Annotated in this window: 19 protein-coding genes and 2 pseudogenes; all 21 read right to left on the bottom strand. The window is 39.4% G+C overall.

The window, feature by feature from the left end; all coding sequences use genetic code 11:
• Positions 1–32: 32 nt before the first annotated feature.
• Positions 33–302: a tyrosine-type recombinase/integrase gene (locus tag BIV16_RS02075; protein ID WP_242940324.1), complete on the bottom strand. Its 270-nt coding sequence runs from the start codon at positions 300–302 to the stop codon at positions 33–35.
• A gap of 12 nt (positions 303–314) precedes the next feature.
• A complete protein-coding gene (locus BIV16_RS02070) occupies positions 315–644 on the bottom strand; it encodes a hypothetical protein (protein ID WP_242940325.1) in 330 nt (109 codons plus the stop codon).
• 3 nt (positions 645–647) lie between these two features.
• The gene (locus tag BIV16_RS02065) at positions 648–1,016 is read right to left on the bottom strand and encodes a hypothetical protein (RefSeq protein WP_242940326.1); all 369 of its coding nucleotides are present in this window, start codon (positions 1,014–1,016) and stop codon (positions 648–650) included.
• Positions 1,017–1,358: 342 nt separating this feature from the next.
• Positions 1,359–2,060, bottom strand: a complete 702-nt coding sequence (locus BIV16_RS02060; RefSeq protein WP_075679569.1) for a response regulator — start codon at positions 2,058–2,060, stop codon at positions 1,359–1,361.
• On the bottom strand, positions 2,053–4,752 hold the full coding sequence (locus BIV16_RS02055; RefSeq protein WP_075679570.1) for a sensor histidine kinase: 2,700 nt from the start codon (positions 4,750–4,752) through the stop codon (positions 2,053–2,055). Before BIV16_RS02055 ends, BIV16_RS02060 begins: the two co-directional genes overlap by 8 nt.
• An 89-nt stretch (positions 4,753–4,841) precedes the next feature.
• A complete protein-coding gene (locus tag BIV16_RS02050) occupies positions 4,842–5,384 on the bottom strand; it encodes a LysR family transcriptional regulator (protein ID WP_075679571.1) in 543 nt (180 codons plus the stop codon).
• Between the two features lie 21 nt (positions 5,385–5,405).
• Positions 5,406–6,053, bottom strand: coding sequence for a potassium channel family protein (locus BIV16_RS02045; protein ID WP_075679572.1), 648 nt, complete (start codon positions 6,051–6,053; stop codon positions 5,406–5,408).
• A 13-nt stretch (positions 6,054–6,066) separates the two neighbouring features.
• Positions 6,067–7,407, bottom strand: coding sequence for a TrkH family potassium uptake protein (locus tag BIV16_RS02040; RefSeq protein WP_075679573.1), 1,341 nt, complete (start codon positions 7,405–7,407; stop codon positions 6,067–6,069).
• A 143-nt stretch (positions 7,408–7,550) separates the two neighbouring features.
• Positions 7,551–7,784 (bottom strand): annotated as a pseudogene (locus tag BIV16_RS02035) (potassium-transporting ATPase subunit C); the annotation flags it as partial.
• A gap of 398 nt (positions 7,785–8,182) precedes the next feature.
• The gene (locus tag BIV16_RS02030; RefSeq protein WP_242940327.1) at positions 8,183–8,617 is read right to left on the bottom strand and encodes a hypothetical protein; all 435 of its coding nucleotides are present in this window, start codon (positions 8,615–8,617) and stop codon (positions 8,183–8,185) included.
• 216 nt (positions 8,618–8,833) lie between these two features.
• Complete coding sequence (locus tag BIV16_RS02025; protein ID WP_242940328.1) at positions 8,834–9,214, bottom strand: hypothetical protein; 381 nt, start codon at positions 9,212–9,214, stop codon at positions 8,834–8,836.
• Positions 9,154–9,285 carry a hypothetical protein gene (locus BIV16_RS02020; RefSeq protein WP_278335599.1) on the bottom strand — a complete coding sequence of 44 codons (132 nt, stop codon included), beginning with the start codon at positions 9,283–9,285 and terminating at the stop codon, positions 9,154–9,156. Before BIV16_RS02020 ends, BIV16_RS02025 begins: the two co-directional genes overlap by 61 nt.
• Entirely contained in the window at positions 9,282–9,614 is a 333-nt protein-coding gene (locus BIV16_RS02015) for a hypothetical protein (RefSeq protein ID WP_242940329.1), read from the bottom strand. The genes BIV16_RS02020 and BIV16_RS02015 overlap by 4 nt, the downstream gene beginning before the upstream one ends.
• A gap of 124 nt (positions 9,615–9,738) precedes the next feature.
• Positions 9,739–9,899, bottom strand: a pseudogene (locus BIV16_RS15795) (MBL fold metallo-hydrolase); the annotation flags it as partial.
• Between the two features lie 76 nt (positions 9,900–9,975).
• Entirely contained in the window at positions 9,976–10,476 is a 501-nt protein-coding gene (gene purE / locus BIV16_RS02010; RefSeq protein WP_075679574.1) for a 5-(carboxyamino)imidazole ribonucleotide mutase, read from the bottom strand.
• A 247-nt stretch (positions 10,477–10,723) separates the two neighbouring features.
• Complete coding sequence (locus tag BIV16_RS02005; RefSeq protein WP_075679575.1) at positions 10,724–12,757, bottom strand: aminopeptidase; 2,034 nt, start codon at positions 12,755–12,757, stop codon at positions 10,724–10,726.
• A gap of 15 nt (positions 12,758–12,772) precedes the next feature.
• On the bottom strand, positions 12,773–13,108 hold the full coding sequence (locus BIV16_RS02000; protein WP_075679576.1) for a DUF6142 family protein: 336 nt from the start codon (positions 13,106–13,108) through the stop codon (positions 12,773–12,775).
• Positions 13,074–13,559: a VanZ family protein gene (locus BIV16_RS01995; RefSeq protein WP_143524720.1), complete on the bottom strand. Its 486-nt coding sequence runs from the start codon at positions 13,557–13,559 to the stop codon at positions 13,074–13,076. The genes BIV16_RS02000 and BIV16_RS01995 overlap by 35 nt, the downstream gene beginning before the upstream one ends.
• Positions 13,546–14,226 carry an orotate phosphoribosyltransferase gene (gene pyrE / locus BIV16_RS01990; RefSeq protein WP_075679578.1) on the bottom strand — a complete coding sequence of 227 codons (681 nt, stop codon included), beginning with the start codon at positions 14,224–14,226 and terminating at the stop codon, positions 13,546–13,548. Before pyrE ends, BIV16_RS01995 begins: the two co-directional genes overlap by 14 nt.
• Before the next feature lie 173 nt (positions 14,227–14,399).
• Positions 14,400–15,332, bottom strand: a complete 933-nt coding sequence (gene cysK / locus BIV16_RS01985) for a cysteine synthase A (RefSeq protein WP_075679579.1) — start codon at positions 15,330–15,332, stop codon at positions 14,400–14,402.
• 81 nt (positions 15,333–15,413) lie between these two features.
• A complete protein-coding gene (locus tag BIV16_RS01980; RefSeq protein ID WP_075679580.1) occupies positions 15,414–16,484 on the bottom strand; it encodes a LacI family DNA-binding transcriptional regulator in 1,071 nt (356 codons plus the stop codon).
• Between the last annotated feature and the right edge of the window lie 77 nt (positions 16,485–16,561).

The raw sequence follows: 16,561 nt of genomic DNA, 5'->3' as shown, positions 1-16,561 counted from the left end.
TCTTACCACATTTTACAGCAACGACTTATGGTTTATACCACAGCAGGTACGGTTTCTGGCAGATTCATTTTAGACATCTCGTTCTCCACATGAGACTTCTCTGCAATATGATTGTAGACATTCATTGTGATCTGTGCATCTGAATGGTCCATCACATACTGCATAACTTTGGGATTGACATTGTTCTCACCCAATCTGGTACATCCCGTATGACGAAGGGTATGCGATGAAATAGGAGGCATCAGCTCCGGCTCTCGCTTCTCTTCTTCTGCCAGTTTGCTTTCTTTCTTAATTATAGGCATTAACAATGTTTTTCAGAAAGCTGTTCGCTCCCGCCGGCATAATCGGACGTCCTTGCTTTGTATTGAAGATGAATCCACTGCGTCCACCAATCTCCACATTACTCTGTAAACCAAGCTCAGGTTCAGCTCTCTCTGTTTACGGAACGCATCATATACCATCTGTGTCATAGGAAAATCTCTGATTCCTGCATCCGTTTTAGTTTCTGAATCATGGAAACAATATCCTTCATCACCTTCATAATGCACAAGCTGTCCACCTACATGAATCTCCCGGTTCTTCATATCCACATCTGACCAGGTTAATCCAATGGTCTCACTCACTCTCAGACAAGCCCCAAACATAACCTACATCATTGGAAGATGAGGCTTATACACATTACTCTGTTCAACAAATTTCAAAAGTTTTTCCTGCTGTTCCAGTGTCAGTGCTTCTTTCTCTTTTGCCGGAGCCCCATAATCTCCAAGAGTTCCAGTTACCGGATTCTTACGGATAATCCCGTCTTCCACTGCCAGTTCAAAACTGGGATTCAATAAACCATAAAGACCTTTGATCGTGCTGTGTGCCAGTCCTTCATCTGACAATGCTGAAAAGAACGTCCTTACGTGAGATGTCTTAAAATCCACAACACGAATGTTTCCCAAAGTATTTCGTATCCGGTAGTCCCACATACGGATATAATTCTTTTTCGTTCTTTCCTTGATCTTCTTTTCCATTTCTCGCAGACTCATCAGATCAGCTGCATAAACCGAATTGCGCTTTCCGGTAAGTTCATCCTTGTAGCGATACTCATAACGTCCATCCGGACGCTGGTATTCACCTGTTTTACAGGAATATTTTTCCCTTTTTACTTTTCATACCGAAGGAAAGTTGTTGTATTTTATCCTCTCATCTTTCATTACACTGCCATTGCATCAAGATATTTTTTTTATCTTATCCACGTTATAAAGAACACGTCTTCCTGATCAGCAAACGATTTTCAGTGCTTTTTTACGTGTTATTCTATTAAATTTTACCTATTAGATTATATTCCAACTTTAACTATGGTGTTGTGAAGTTCAATCAACTTTCAGCATCCGATACCCCACGCCAATGTGTGTTTGGATATATTGTGGAGAGTTCGGTTCTTTCTCGATTTTTTTACGAAGTGTTGCCATAAACACACGAAGGGAAGCAATATCATTATCCCAACTACTTCCCCAAATGCTTTGCGTAAGGAAAGTATGGGTCAGAACTTTTCCTATATTTCTTGTCAACAGGCAAAGCAACTTATATTCAATAGGTGTTAAATGCAACTCTTCTTCATTCAAATAAGCACAACCTGCAGCATAATCTACACGAAGTTTTCCGTTTACAAAAACAACCGCTTCGGCAGGGGATACTTTTTGCATCATCGATAACCTTCTTTGCGTGACTCGTAGTCTGGCAAGCAGTTCCTCAACAGAAAATGGCTTTGTTAAATAATCATCTGCGCCAGCATCCAACGCATCAATTTTATCGGTATCTTCACTGCGAGCACTGATTACGATAATTGGCATGTTTGACCAAGTACGGATTTTTTTAATAATCTCAACACCGTCTATATCAGGAAGTCCTAAATCAAGTAAAACAATGTCAGGATTGTGTGAAGATGTTTCTAAAATTGCCGATTGACCATCGGATGCCGTCAGATATCGGTATTCGTGCGTTTTTAAGGTTGTTGTAATTAAATTTCTGACAGATGTGTCATCTTCTACAACTAATATTAGTGACTTATTCATATACTTTGACCTCCCCTGCCGGTAATGTAAATGTAAATACTGTTCCGTGCGGCAGATTATCTGAAACAGTAAGTTCTCCGCCGTGGGCGTTAATAATAGACTTGCACAAAGATAATCCGAGTCCTAAACTTCGGCGGCTGTCTGCAATTTGATTTGCACCGCTATAGAACATGTCGAATATCCGTGGCTTTATTTCGTCAGCAATTCCGTTTCCGTCATCCGATATAGATACGATTGCTTGTTTTCCCCGCTTTTCTGTCCGAATAACAATATGAGAGTTTTTAGGTGTATATTTGATAGCATTATCAACAATATTGATGATTACCTGAACAATAAGCTTTGCATCCATTTTTGCAAGAAGAAATTCTTCTTTGCTTTCAACGGAAATATGATGTTCTTCACTCTTTCGGTTAATATGATGTAACGCTTCTGTGATCACGTCATCCATCAAATCTTCCGTTATATGGAGATTCAACCGTCCTTCTTCAATCCGGGTTACAGCCAGCAAGTTTTCTACAAGGTTAATCAGCCACATGGAATCATCATAAATATCCATGTATAGCTGCTTTTTTGTATCATTATCAAAGGAATCTCCGTTGGATAAAAGGTTGCTGGCATTACCGGAAATGGATGTCAGCGGTGTCCTCAAATCATGTGAAATAGCACGCAACAGGTTCGCTCGCAACTGTTCATTTTTTGCAAGGACAGCCGCCTCCTGTTTCTCACGGGCATTTTTCTCATTTTCCAAAGCCAGGGCACATTCTCCGAGAATGGACAGTAGAATACTGTTTTCAAATGGATCAAGCGGTATTTCCCCCATCACAATTCCAACAACTCCATATACCATACTGTTGCTGCGAACAGCAAGATACAGGCATTTTGCATTGGAAAGCGTTCCTGTTGTGGCTCCGGCACGTTTATTGTTTTTCAATACCCAACTGGCAACGTTCTTTTCATTTTCGGAAATACACGATTCCATGTTTTCCTCAGTTACAGAAAAAATATGTGGCGTATCCAACACTTCTCCATCAGCCAAATAAAAAACGATATCTTTTCCCAAGAGTTTAATGAGCTGATTTGAAGTTGTGGATACAATTGCATTTTTATCTTTTGCCTGTTGCAATAACTGGTTTGTATCAAATAACACTTTGGTACGGTAAGCAGATTGTGCTGCCTGTTTTGCCTGGTTTTTAATCCGTATAGCAAGAGAACCGGTTAAAAATGCCGCCAAAAACATGATAATAAAGGTAACAGGATAACCCTGATCATACGCCTGCAAGGTAAATTGGGGGTCCGTAAACAGAAAATTAAAAATCAAAACACTTACAATTGAGGAAATTAGACTGTATACCTGATGTTTCGTGCTGACAGCAGTGACAAGAACACCTAAAACAAAAACAGTAATGATATTTGCTTCGTCAAATCCAAGATTCTGGAAAATCATTCCGACTAAACTGGATAAAATCAGAATCGCAGTAGATTTTAATGTATCAGTGGCAGAGAAGACGATATGGTTCTTTTTCCTGCTCCCTCCTAACTGATACACTGCCACATTAGAAATCGTATCCGGAATAATATGCACATCCAGGTTAGGGGCATAATCAATCAGTTTTTCTGTCAGGGGCGGTTTGCTGAGCAAATGCCGTTTTGTAGCAGAACTTCGCCCGATCACAATCTTTGACGCACCGGACAAACGGGCAAATTCCGCAATCTGAAACGGAATATCTTCTCCGTAAACTGTTTCAATTTTTGCCCCAAGCTGCTCAGCAAGACGAATATTTGAACGCAGGCGTTTTACATTTTCCTCGCTCATCACCGAAAAATCAGGTGTTTCTACAAACAGAGCCGTAAACTTTCCTTTGAAAGCAGAAGCCATTCTTGCGGCAGTACGGATAATTTTCGCATTAGATGGAGAAGAAGATAGACAAACAAGAATATGTTCGTCTGTATGATAATCTCCATGATTTTTAATGCGGGCATTTTCTGTGAGGATACTCACCCGATCCGCACATCGCCGCAGTGCAATCTCCCGAAGAGCTGTCAAATTTTCTATTGTAAAAAAATTTTCTATCGCCTGTTTTGCCTGTGTCTGTCTGTATACATTTCCTGTATTCAAACGGTCAATTAAATCCTGTGGCTCAATATCCATTAATTCAACCTGGTCTGCATTATCAAACAAGGAATCAGGGATGCGTTCCCGTACAACAATTTCCGTAATGGATGCAACTGTATCACAAAGACTTTCAATATGCTGAACATTGACAGTCGTATAGACATCGATCCCTGCATTCAAAAGTTCCTTAATGTCCTGATACCGTTTTGCATGCCGGCATCCTTCTGCATTTGTATGAGCAAGTTCATCTACAAGGATAAGCTGTGGTTTTCTTTTCAGCGCCATGTCAATGTCGAATTCGTTCAGTATCATACCATTATAGAGAACTTCTCTTGTAGGAAGAACTTCCAAGCCATTCAAAAGAGCTGCTGTTTTGGGGCGTGCGTGTGGTTCTATATAACCGGCTATCACGTCAATTCCCTGCTGTTTTGCCATATGAGCTGCTTCTAACATGGCGTAGGTTTTACCCACACCAGCCGCATATCCGAAAAAGATTTTCAAATGCCCTTTATTCCGGTTTTCTTCATCGGTTTGGATTGACTTTAGCAACTGTTCCGGATTTTGTCTGCTTTCGCCCATACGGTCACCTCCCTGTACAAAAACAATATATAAAAAATAAGTAAATTTCAAAAAAGCATTTTAGTACTGACATTAAAATTGCATAAAAATTATACCACCTTTTCTTCTTTTTTTCCATTCGGGCATGTAGCCGAAAACAGAAAACGCTTCGAAAAATCATGCAATTTTTCTACAAATACACCCTTCATACAATTAATGTCATTTTTCCATATCACTCTCACTGGTTTCTCAATCGTGTTGATTGGATGTACCGCAATGTCTATAGAGCCTGGCGTAATGACATTTTGCTTTATTTGAAGGGATAAGGAACAATACTCATCTTTCAAAATATCGTTAGAGTCCTCTATGATAAAGCCAAAATCAAGTTTATTATTTACTAGCCCATTTATTATTTCACCTACAGAACCATAGAACAGGTTCAGCTCATAGTCTGGGTATTCGCTTGAAAATTGTTCTAATAGTTCTGCAATAGAATCTATGATTGCAGGTGTTTCAAATCCAATTCTAATCTTAGAACCTGAAATAAGTTTTTGGGATTGATTTTCCTCGAGCAATTTATCCAGTTTTCCCATAAGAAAATAACCATAAATAAATGCTGCCAATACTACTATAAGTAGAACAAAGTCTTTCATATCACCAACTTCTTTCAAAAATTAAATATGAAAACATTTTTGAATATGTTTTGTCTCCCCGAGAACAAGCATGGTACTACCCTTTAACAACTGCGTATCGGAACTTATTTCCAAATTCATAATATCATTTGTTTTTAGTGCCATAATATTGATGTTATATTTTTTTCGTATATCCAACTGACCGATTGTTTTTCCTATCCATTCTCCCGGTATAGATATTTCAAAGATTGCATGTTCTTCATCTAGTTCTATGTAATCGAGAATATGATCCGCGCTATAACGGATTGCAACCCAATCGGCAAGCTGCCTTTCGGGATAAACAATTTCATCTGCGCCGTTTCGTAAAAGAAATTTTGCATGAACATCACGAGCGGCACGAGACACCACCATTCTTGCACCGAGTTCCTTCAAAAGGGACGTTACTTCCAATGAATTCTGAAAGTTATCTCCGATTGCCACAATACAAACATCAAAATTTCCAACACCAAGCGAACTTAAAAAATCCTCATTAGTCGCATCCCCAATCTGAGCGTTGGTTACAAAGGGAAGTACAGCATCAACTCGGGTATCTTCTTTATCTACCGCCATCACCTGATGGTGCAATTCATCTAATTTTATAGCAATATGCCGTCCGAATCTTCCCAGACCGATAAGTAATATTGATTTCATTTTTCATTCTCCTTTAACCTACTGTGATATTTTCCTGAGGATATTTTGAACCGTTAGGCTTTTTTTCAGAAAGGGTGGCAAAAATCAAGGTTAATCCACCCACTCTGCCAAAAAACATCAAGCAAATCAAGATTATATGGGAAACAAGCCCCAGCTCAGGAGTTATTCCCAGCGATAACCCTACCGTCCCGATTGCCGACGCTGTCTCAAATAGAGCAGTCATAAGTGGAATATCTTCTGTGCTGCTAATTACCATTCCTCCGAGAAGGAATAAAACGATATACATCAAAAAAATCGTAGCTGCATTTCTGATAGTGCCATCTGGAATTTGTCTGCCGAAAAAATGAGTGTGTTCCTTTTTTCTAAATACAGATAATGCCGATGAAACGAGAACTGCAAGAGTTGTCGTTTTCATACCACCTGCAGTGGAACCGGGCGAGCCACCGATGAGCATCAGCATAATGATAAGCATTTGCCCAACTTCACTGAGCAAATTCAAATCTGCCGTATTAAATCCTGCTGTTCTCGGTGTAACAGATTGAAACACGGAAACCCATACTCTTTCCATAAGAGGCAAATTTGAAAACTCAAAGCAAAAAAAGTAAAGAGCCGGTAAGAATATCAATAGTCCTGTTACCATAAAAATTACCTTGCTTTGCATTCGGTATTTTTTGAAATGCCATTTATGATTCTTTATATCCTCCCAGGTAAGGAATCCAATACCTCCTGCAACAATCAGCACCATAATCACAAGATTTACAATCGGCTGTACAGAGTAAGATGTCAACGAGGAAAAAGGGCTTCTTATACCGATCAGATCAAATCCTGCATTGCAAAAAGCAGAAATGGAATGGAACACCGAATACCATATTCCTTTCCAAAATCCAAAGTCCCTGCAAAAAACAGGGGCTAAAAGAGCTGCACCAATGATTTCGATAAGAATAGTAGTCCGAATAATAAATTGTGTTCTCCGCACAATACCACCCACCGTTGGAGCCGAAATTGCCTCTTGCATGGTACTTCGCTGCATCAACCCGATTTTGCGTCCGGAAACAGTAGCAATTGCAATAGCAATCGTAATAATTCCCATACCTCCGATTTGAATCAGCAGTAAAATAACTCCTTGGCCAAATAAAGACCAGTAGGTTGCCGTATCATTAATAACCAGTCCCGTCACACAAACCGCAGAAGTTGCGGTAAACAAAGCATCCAAAATGGAGGTACACTGGCCGCTTTTTGTAGCAATCGGCAGCATCAAAAGCAGACTGCCTAAGAGAATCACGGATAAAAACCCTAAACTAATCACTTGAAATGATGTCATATGTCGATGTCTTGATCTGTTTGTCTGTTGCATAACTATATCCCCATAATCTTAATTTCTTTTGTATATTCTCTTTATTTTATCTTTATTTGTATTAAATGGGCGTAAGTAAGTTTGTTTTGAAATTAAGATTGTATAAAGATGAGCAGAAGTCTGAAATCTTTTGAGAGTGCTAGTTACAGGATACCGTCCAACATCAAATTGACTTTCAGAACATTTACTGTTTTCTCTTCAAAAACACCTAAAAATCTACTGTCGGTGCATTTTTCAATAATAGCTCTGACTTTTTCTTCACTCATATTATTTGCTTTTGCAATTCTTGTCACCTGATATTTAGCCGCTGCAGGGGAGATATGCGGATCAAGTCCGCTGCCGGAACAGGTCACAAGTTCAACCGGAAATTTATCTTCAAATTTATAGATTGATTTTATTATCGTTGTCATAGTAGAATTCCTCCTTATGCTTAAACGATAGCATAAGAGAAATTAAAATAGGAAAAGTAGATGTGCAAAGCAAATTAAGATATTCTAAAAATACAAATTAGCAAGCAATGCAATCCTCCATAAGATTGTGTATTTAGCAGAAACCTATCTTCGGAATTTCAGTCAAATGCTTTTTTCTAGAAAAATAACCACAGCATGATTGCCATCATTATGGAAAATCATAAAATACATATCTCAATGAGACAAACAGCAAATATAACCGCCGAAACATATCCAATTCTACAGAAGAGTTTTATTTCACTTATTTCCCTAATTGCAACTCCACTCTTTTTTTCAGTTTTTGTATCTCCTTCGCAGCAATCCTTCTATTCTGTTCTGCCTGATACTTCATTGACTGCAATTGTTTTTCTAGCTCTCTTTGTTTCTCCTTCGCAAGCTGCTTCCACTTGTCGGTAATATCCGGCAAGCTCTTCATCTGATCCGTTTGTTCGTTCTGCTTCGGCTCGTACCCTTTCGTAATTTCCATTAAATTCATTCTCCAATCCCTCCTTGCTGATGTCCAGATGGAATGTTTTGGACAGATTGCTGTCTCGCACCTTCTTCCCATTCTGGTTCTGAAAAGTGATGTGCTTCCGTTTCTCTGTCCAATTCACATTCCATACAAACTGTTTCATTTTTTCGCTTTCTGAAACAGGCTGATCATGCACCACTCCGATGCGAAGTATCGGACAATCATGTGCCGTATCCGGCACTCTATATTTCTTCTTTGCCTTGCTTATACAACATTTTCCATCTGCCAACGCCTTTCTGCCATAGTTCCCTGTTATTTCTGCTTTTCTTTTTCTGAATCACTTTCCATTTCTGCTGAAAGGCATAAAAATAGCAGTCATGAACATTCCACTGATTTTTACCAATAGAAATACCATCACTGCCATCGTCTTTTTCTGCTATTCTGTTTTTGTAAAGCTATTCCTTACTGTCAGTCTGTTTTCCTGTTACTGCTATTTTATAACTATCTAAAAACTGTCCGCAAAATCCAATGCTGCATCCATATCAGCTTCTTTCTCCCAGTCCAGATTATCTTCTGCGATCTCTCCATCTGTTTTCTCCATTGTTAGTGTTCTGTCCGGCAGATTAATTTCTCCTACCGATTCTTTTACAAACGGTACAAGCATTTCCATCAGATTCTTCGCTATAGCCATCGGGGCAGATTCTTTCACTCCATCCCGGACAGCTGTTTCCACTCTTTCCAGAAAAGCATCTTCCTTTTCTCTGGTTTCCAGATACGGATCTGCTTCATTCCTGTACTCTCTGGAAAAATAATCGTTTAAAGCAATTACAACTGCTCTAGTGTACGATTTATATTTTCCCTGTCCATCATCTGCAAATATTCCCATGCCTGTCTGTCCTGTTCATCACAAAGATTCAAACGGATATTTGTATTGATGATTTTTCGTTCTTTTCTCATACAAGCATCCCTCCGTTTCTCAGGATTTTCCTTACGGTCATTGCTTCATAACCTTTCGCTGTGGCACAGATGTCCCGTACAATCGTTACCCGACTCTTGTCATATTCTCCAAAATTCTGGATCATACAACCGCCACCGCCGACCACATACAGACGCATCAGTTCTGGATTGTATTCCCGTTCCCTCATCTTATGAAAGATTTCTTTCGTATAATCTCCGGCAGCTTTACGAATGACTGTCAGATATTTCTCACCAATATCTGCTGTCCCGGTACGGATCACCTGCTCAATCACCAGATCATCCACCACTGTTCCCAGTTCTTTCAACAAGGATTTCCTTCCTGCGTATAAATTTTCTTTCGTTCTTTGATATTTTTATCTTCTGTATGATAGAGTACAAGATTTTTTACACCAAGCTTCTCTGCAAGCTCACTGGCATCTTTTGCAGTGGAATGATGTTTTTCCAGTCAAAACCAGCAGCCTTCAACTGCTTTAAAATGGTGTTTCCACCGCCACCATCTACCATAAAATAATTGCATCTTCACTTAACACAAAACAGGTGTTGTAACATTCTGTCACAAGTGCATTTCCTGTTCCAAGCATTGTTAATTTCATTACAAATTCGTTGCTGGCAAAAAAAATGCCCTGCAACGTTCTACCTGGGAATCGTCACAAGACATCTTTATCCATTCTAGTAATTCTTATAGCCTACTTCCTGAAGATGTGCATCTTTTGCCTGAACCTGTTCTTTCAAATCCTTGCTGTATGCTTTCAGGCGCTCTAAAAGCGCTTCATCCGAAGTTGCAAGAATCTTCGCTGCGAGAAGACCTGCATTTGCTCCACCATTGATTGCAACTGTTGCAACCGGAATGCCGGATGGCATCTGTACGATGGAATAAAGAGAATCTCTTCCGCCGAGGGAAGTTGTATGCATTGGGATTCCAATGACAGGCATTGGGAAAATCGCTGCACACATTCCTGGAAGATGTGCTGCCATTCCGGCTCCAGCGATAATTACCTTAAATCCCTTTGCTTCTGCACTCTTTGCATATTCAAAAAAAACATCCGGCTCACGATGTGCCGAAATGATTGTCATCTCATAATCAATTCCTAATTTTTCTAAAATATCAGCTGCCTTTGCCATAACAGGCATATCAGAATCACTGCCCATTACAATACCAACTTTTGCCATAATAATCCTCCTTTATTTCAAAAAAGAAACCGGCTCTGTGCTGTCTGAATTGCAAACGCATACACAAAACACGGACTTTTTTCTTTTTGCGAGTATCTCTGCAGGATTCCAAGGGCTGAATCCTGCAGAGAGTCTATGAAATTTTTACAAGGATATTGTACCTTCTTTTTCTTTAGAAGTCTAATTAATAATTATTATTCTGTTAATAAGTATGTGTAATATATACTGGCACCTGTACTTTGCAAAACTAATTCAATGGAACATTCAGTTCCTCTGTTCCAGGAACCACGAATTTTCCATCTGCAATCACATCTACTTCTGTACCATCTTCTTTGATAACGGTAATCTTATCCAACTCGTCATAAGGAATGGTAATGTCCGTATGGCAGTTAAAGTACGCCTTGCTCATATCCTCTTTTCTTAAAGCAGAAACTGCGTTTTCTCTTGCCACAATCTGTTTTCCATCTGGATTGTAGGATACATTATCTTCCTCGTGGGAATAACAGGTGTCACCTACTGCAAAATGAGGACCCGTCTTCTCTGCAATCAGGATTGGGAGCTTATCTGCAATGTCAAACTCTCTTGCCATGCGGTATGCTGTTGTGTTTGTTCCGATTGCGAACTCGCCCATCGGAAGTGTCTCATGATGGAACAATACATTGTCAAAGATATATTTCTTATTGTCCTCTTCTTTTTCAAAGTTCGTACAATTGTAGTTAGAAATCATACCATCCTTGAAATCTACTTCTAAGTTCAAATATTTTAATTCATTCAAATAAACCTGGCTGACAAAAAGTTTTCCGGTTGTTCCGGCTAAAACAGGGGAAGTAAAGACTTCTCCGACCGGAATATTCACATCTGCAACACAGTTTTCAAATGCAGTCTCTTTCGCCTTATCCTTCAATGGATAAATGGAAACGTAAAGGTCTGTTTTGTTTGCACCTTTTCCTGTGATGTGAACCTGTTTTGCGTCGTCTAAGACATCAATCAGCTTCTGCTGCATATTCTGATACAACGTATAATCTAAGGTATTGATTTTCACAGTCTCTGCAAAAATTTCCTCGAACTTTTCTCCGATGGATGGAATTGGGTATGCAATAATGGTGAAACTTCTCTCCTCACCTTTGATGTACTGATTCGTCATCTGTCCTCTCTGACTCAAATCATAAACACTTAACTGCTGCTGTTTCTCATCAAATTTCAAAGCCTCTTCCTTGGTAACCGGAGAGAATGGGACTTCGCCAAACACCTCGATTACGGCTGGTCCGGCATAACCTGCTGCAAGCTCTTTGCACGCTTCGAACGCAGCTTTTCTGCACTCTAATCTGCGCTCAACATACGCCTTATCAAAATATGCTGCCATGTCTTCACGGTGATCATACTCATACTGTTTGTTCACAGAAGTTGCATATGGTCCCATCACCGGTTTTAAGCCCATTTTTTCAAAATTACGTAGTGCAGCGCGCACCATACGCTCAAATCCGATTGGATAACGGACATCTACCGTTGTCTTCTTGGAAAGGTCTTTTCCGGTTGCCACAAAACCGATACGGTATCCTTCTGTATAAGTATCTGCCATTGCCTGAATCTGTTCTTCTGACATGGTATTTAAAAATTTGGCGATACCGATTTCGTCTGGACCGACGTGCTGTCCATACTGGTATAAGAATCGCAAATCCTCTAAATCAGAATCCATCACAATATGTGTTGCGAAATCGTTTTCTGGATTTACAAGGTTGCTTACCATCTGCTCCTCAAACAATTCGCTGTAATCATGGAAGTACCAGTAAATTGCCTGTTCTACTGACTTTTTCTCGACATCCTCATCCTCAAAGCAGGTATAAACCTCCACAAAAAGTTCAAATGCGATGGTAACCATCATCTTGTCACCACGAAATGCCTTTAGGTAAACCTGTCTCTCATGCGCCGCAAGCATGCAAAGTAACGCTCCAAACTCTTCTCCCAATGCGTTCTTCGCATAAGCCGGGTTTAAATAGCTGGTTTCGTAATGCTCTTTTTCAATCTCATTACAGAATTTTGCATTTAATTTCTGTAACTCTTCCAAAGAAAGGCAGTCCCCGGATAATAACAGTTTCTGCTCTTCCTGTAACTTCATTACTTCTGCGACAGACATCAAAAAAGATGCTGTCTTTTCAAAATAATCTGCAAATGGTTCTTTTACATCTGCATGCTCACAAATCTGTGAAATTCTTTCTAATACGAGTTCATAACGCTCTGCTGCCGCCTCGTTTGACTCTTTGTATAATTCCTGATAACCCATTTTATCAATCCTTTCCTATCCGATTACAATTCCCACAATATAAAGCACAACCCAGACCGCACTTGCAAAAATCGAACTTCCAAGTCCTAAATATGGAAAAAGTTTAAACGACTCTTCCTCAAACATACTTTTTATGGCAAACACCAATGCAACCAATGCCAAAAGCATGGATGCGACACCAATGCTTCCTAAATACATCGTTCCATTCCCGCCTGCACTAGACGACTCGACGACCACCACACACAAGCATACGATTGAGATGATGGCAAGTATCAATGCAAAAATGCCTCGTTTGGATTGCTTTTTTTCTGTAAATTTATAACTCCCTTTTCTGCGTCTTCTTGTTGACATTCCATTTTCTCCTGATCTTTTGCAAACTTCCATATACAAGATATCCACAGACTCCACCTATGGTATTTAAAAGCAGATCATCCACATCAAAACTGCCTACTTTTGTAACTAACTGAATCGTTTCCACCAAAAGGCTAAGTTCAAAGCTATATAACAGCACATACCAGATTTCCTTGCATCTTCTCGAAAAAGCAGGAAGAAAAAAGCCGAACGGCATGAATGCAATGACATTTCCTGCAAGATTCAACCAGACTGCTTTTTTCCCTAATATGTGTGCATATTTCAAAAAACGACCGATTTCCTTGAGCGGAACCAGATTATACTGGTATTCCCGCTCCGAAAATCCCCTTCCTAACGATTCTGAAAAAAATAAAAAGTAAAACAAAACTGTAAAATAAACCAAAAATAGAAACCATGCGACAATGCGCCGCTTTTTTCTAGTTAACTCCATATTCTGCATAGTAATTGTCAATCGCTTTCTTCATCGTATCATCAATTACTATTTTTCCCTGACATGGACGGTTATATAAGTGCTCCACTACATCTTCCATGCTAACGATTGCATTTGCATCAAATCCATATTTTTCTTTAATCTCTTCTAAGGCACTCTTCTTGCCGCCAAGACCTTTTTCCATACGGTTTAAAGATACCATAAGACCGATGATTTCAACGTTTGCAGCACCTTTTACCTTTGGTACTGTCTCTTCCATGGATTTACCGGAAGTAGTAACATCCTCAATCATGACAACTCTGTCGCCATCTTTTAATGTACTTCCAAGGAAGCATCCCTTATCTGCACCGTGGTCTTTTTCTTCTTTTCGGTCTGAACAGTAACGAACTTCTTTTCCATATAATTTGCTGAATGCAACGGCTGTCACAACGCTGATTGGAATACCTTTGTAAGCAGGTCCAAAGAGTACATCAAAATCATCTCCGTATGTCTCATGAATCGCTTTTGCATAATATTCACCCAATCTCATAAGCTGAGAACCTGTCACGTAAGCTCCTGCATTCATAAAAAAAGGAGATTTACGACCACTCTTTAAGGTAAATTCTCCAAACTTTAAAACATCACTTTCTACCATAAATTCAATAAATTCCTGCTTATATGCTTCCACTTTCTTTTACCTCCTATTTATAAGGGCTTGCCGCCTTTCTTACATATTAAAATTAGTTTCAATATCGTTTTCATACTATCATAAAATTGGGGGTATTTCAATTAGTTTCAGCAGTTATGACCGTTGCATCCTTACAAAATATCAAAAGAAAAGAAAAATGGGTGTTCCGGTAATCAGTCAAAAAGTGGTGTTGACAAATAGCGATCCCCGGAATCCGGCAATAATACTACAATATTTTTGCCCTCATTCTCTTTTCTTTCCGCAAGAATACATGCCGCTTTGAGTGCTGCTCCAGACGAAATTCCGACTAAAATTCCTTCGCTTACTGCAAATCGTCTTCCCTCCTCAAAGGCGTCATCGTTATCGATTGCCAATACTTCATCGTATATGTTTTGATTTAATATGGATGGCATAAATCCTGCTCCTATTCCCTGGATTTTATGTATGCCAGCCTTTTTTCCAGACAATACCGCGCTGCTTGCTGGCTCCACAGCCACAACTTTTATATTGGGATTCTGACTCTTTAGATATTCTCCAATGCCGGTAATCGTGCCTCCTGTTCCAACACCAGCCACAAAAATATCCACTTTTCCATCTGTCTGTCTCCAAATCTCAGGTCCCGTTGTCTTCCTGTGAATTTCAGGATTCGCTGGATTATCAAACTGCCCTAGTATCACAGAGTTTGGAATTGTCTCCCTCAGTTCTTCGGCCCGCTCAATCGCTCCTTTCATACCCTTGCGCCCCTCTGTCAATTCTATCTCAGCACCATAGGCTCTCAGTAAGTTTCTTCTTTCGATACTCATTGTCTCTGGCATGGTTAAAATGATTCGGTACCCTTTTGCGGCTGCCACCGCTGCAAGTCCAATTCCTGTATTTCCACTTGTCGGCTCTATAATCGTAGATTCCGACTTTAATTTACCTTTTTTTTCCGCATCTTCTATCATAGCGATTGCGATTCTGTCTTTTACAGACCCTGCCGGATTTAGATATTCTAACTTCGCTAAAATGGTAGCATTTTCAATCTGCACAGCTTTCATATAATTGTGAGTTTCCATAAGCGGTGTATTTCCAATAAGCTCCTTGGCATTGTGAATAATCTGTTTCATATCGATATTCCTTCCTTAATATTAATACTTATATATCGCTGTTCACTTATTATTACTTATCATTATTTCTTATAACATTTTTTAAATATAGTAAGCGATACTGCTATCCTTCAGATCAGAACAACTTTCCCGAATTTTTAATTGTCCTTCAAACTCCATTGTAATCACAGAGCTATGCTCCTTATTGATTCGATCCAGCAAAAGTGAAACAGCAAATTTTCCCATCTCATACTTTGGTAATGCTACGGTTGTGAGCATAGGTATCGTGTACTGTGCCTGTTCAATATCATCACTCGATACAATCGAAATGGTAATGTGTTTTTTTCTGGATTTTCGTAATGCCTTTAACATCCCAATTGCGGTAATATCATTTGCACAGTAAATGCCCGTTGGCCAATATTCCGTTTTTAAGATTTTTTGCATCACCTCATAACCTGCTTCTTCCGTCTGTTTTGTTTCATATATATAGGAAACAGCTGGCTCCAGGCCGTGCTTTTTCATCGCATCAACATATCCTTGATATCTTTTTTCGTGGCGGCATTCCCCTACATACCCAATTTCCGTATGTCCCAGTTCAATCAAATACTCAGTTGCTTTTTCTGCTATCTTTTTTCCATCACAAGTCACTTCGTCGACTTCAAAATTTGTAGAATTCCGATTAATCGAAACAACATTAACAAACCGGCGTTTTATTTTCTTTAATGCCTCCACATTACATCTTCCAATAATGATAAGGCCATCGCATTTTCCCTCTGTCTCTTCGTACAACTCATCTACAATTTTTGTCAGATTTTTCAGTCGGCACTGTCTGTCATCGGAAAACAGAGACATATACCATACCTTGGATAAAATATGCATCTGTTTATGAATTTCAGATTCCACCACATGCAGCATCTCTGAAAAAAATGGATCCGCATTGTTGCGTTCCGTTCTTGTCATCAACACATGAATATAACGTGTTTTCTCAATCTGTATCTGACCCCTTTTCAGATTTCTTGCTGCTTCATTTGGTGTATAATTTATCTCCATTGCAGCCTTCCATATTCGGTCTCTCGCCCCGGCATCCTGACAATGGTAGTCCGGATTATTCAACACCCTTGATACTGTTGCTGTTGAAACCCCTGCTAATTTTGCTATTTTTTTGATTGACATGTTATTACCTCGCTAAATAATGACACCATCTTCTAGCAGTGATGGATGTTCCACAAGCTTTTTTTCATTGGTTTGAT

Origin of the sequence: Roseburia sp. 831b, from assembly GCF_001940165.2 — a bacterium.
Lineage (GTDB): Bacteria > Bacillota > Clostridia > Lachnospirales > Lachnospiraceae > Roseburia.
Note: the sequence above shows the minus strand (reverse complement) of the source record. Positions and strands in the feature narration are given on the sequence as shown.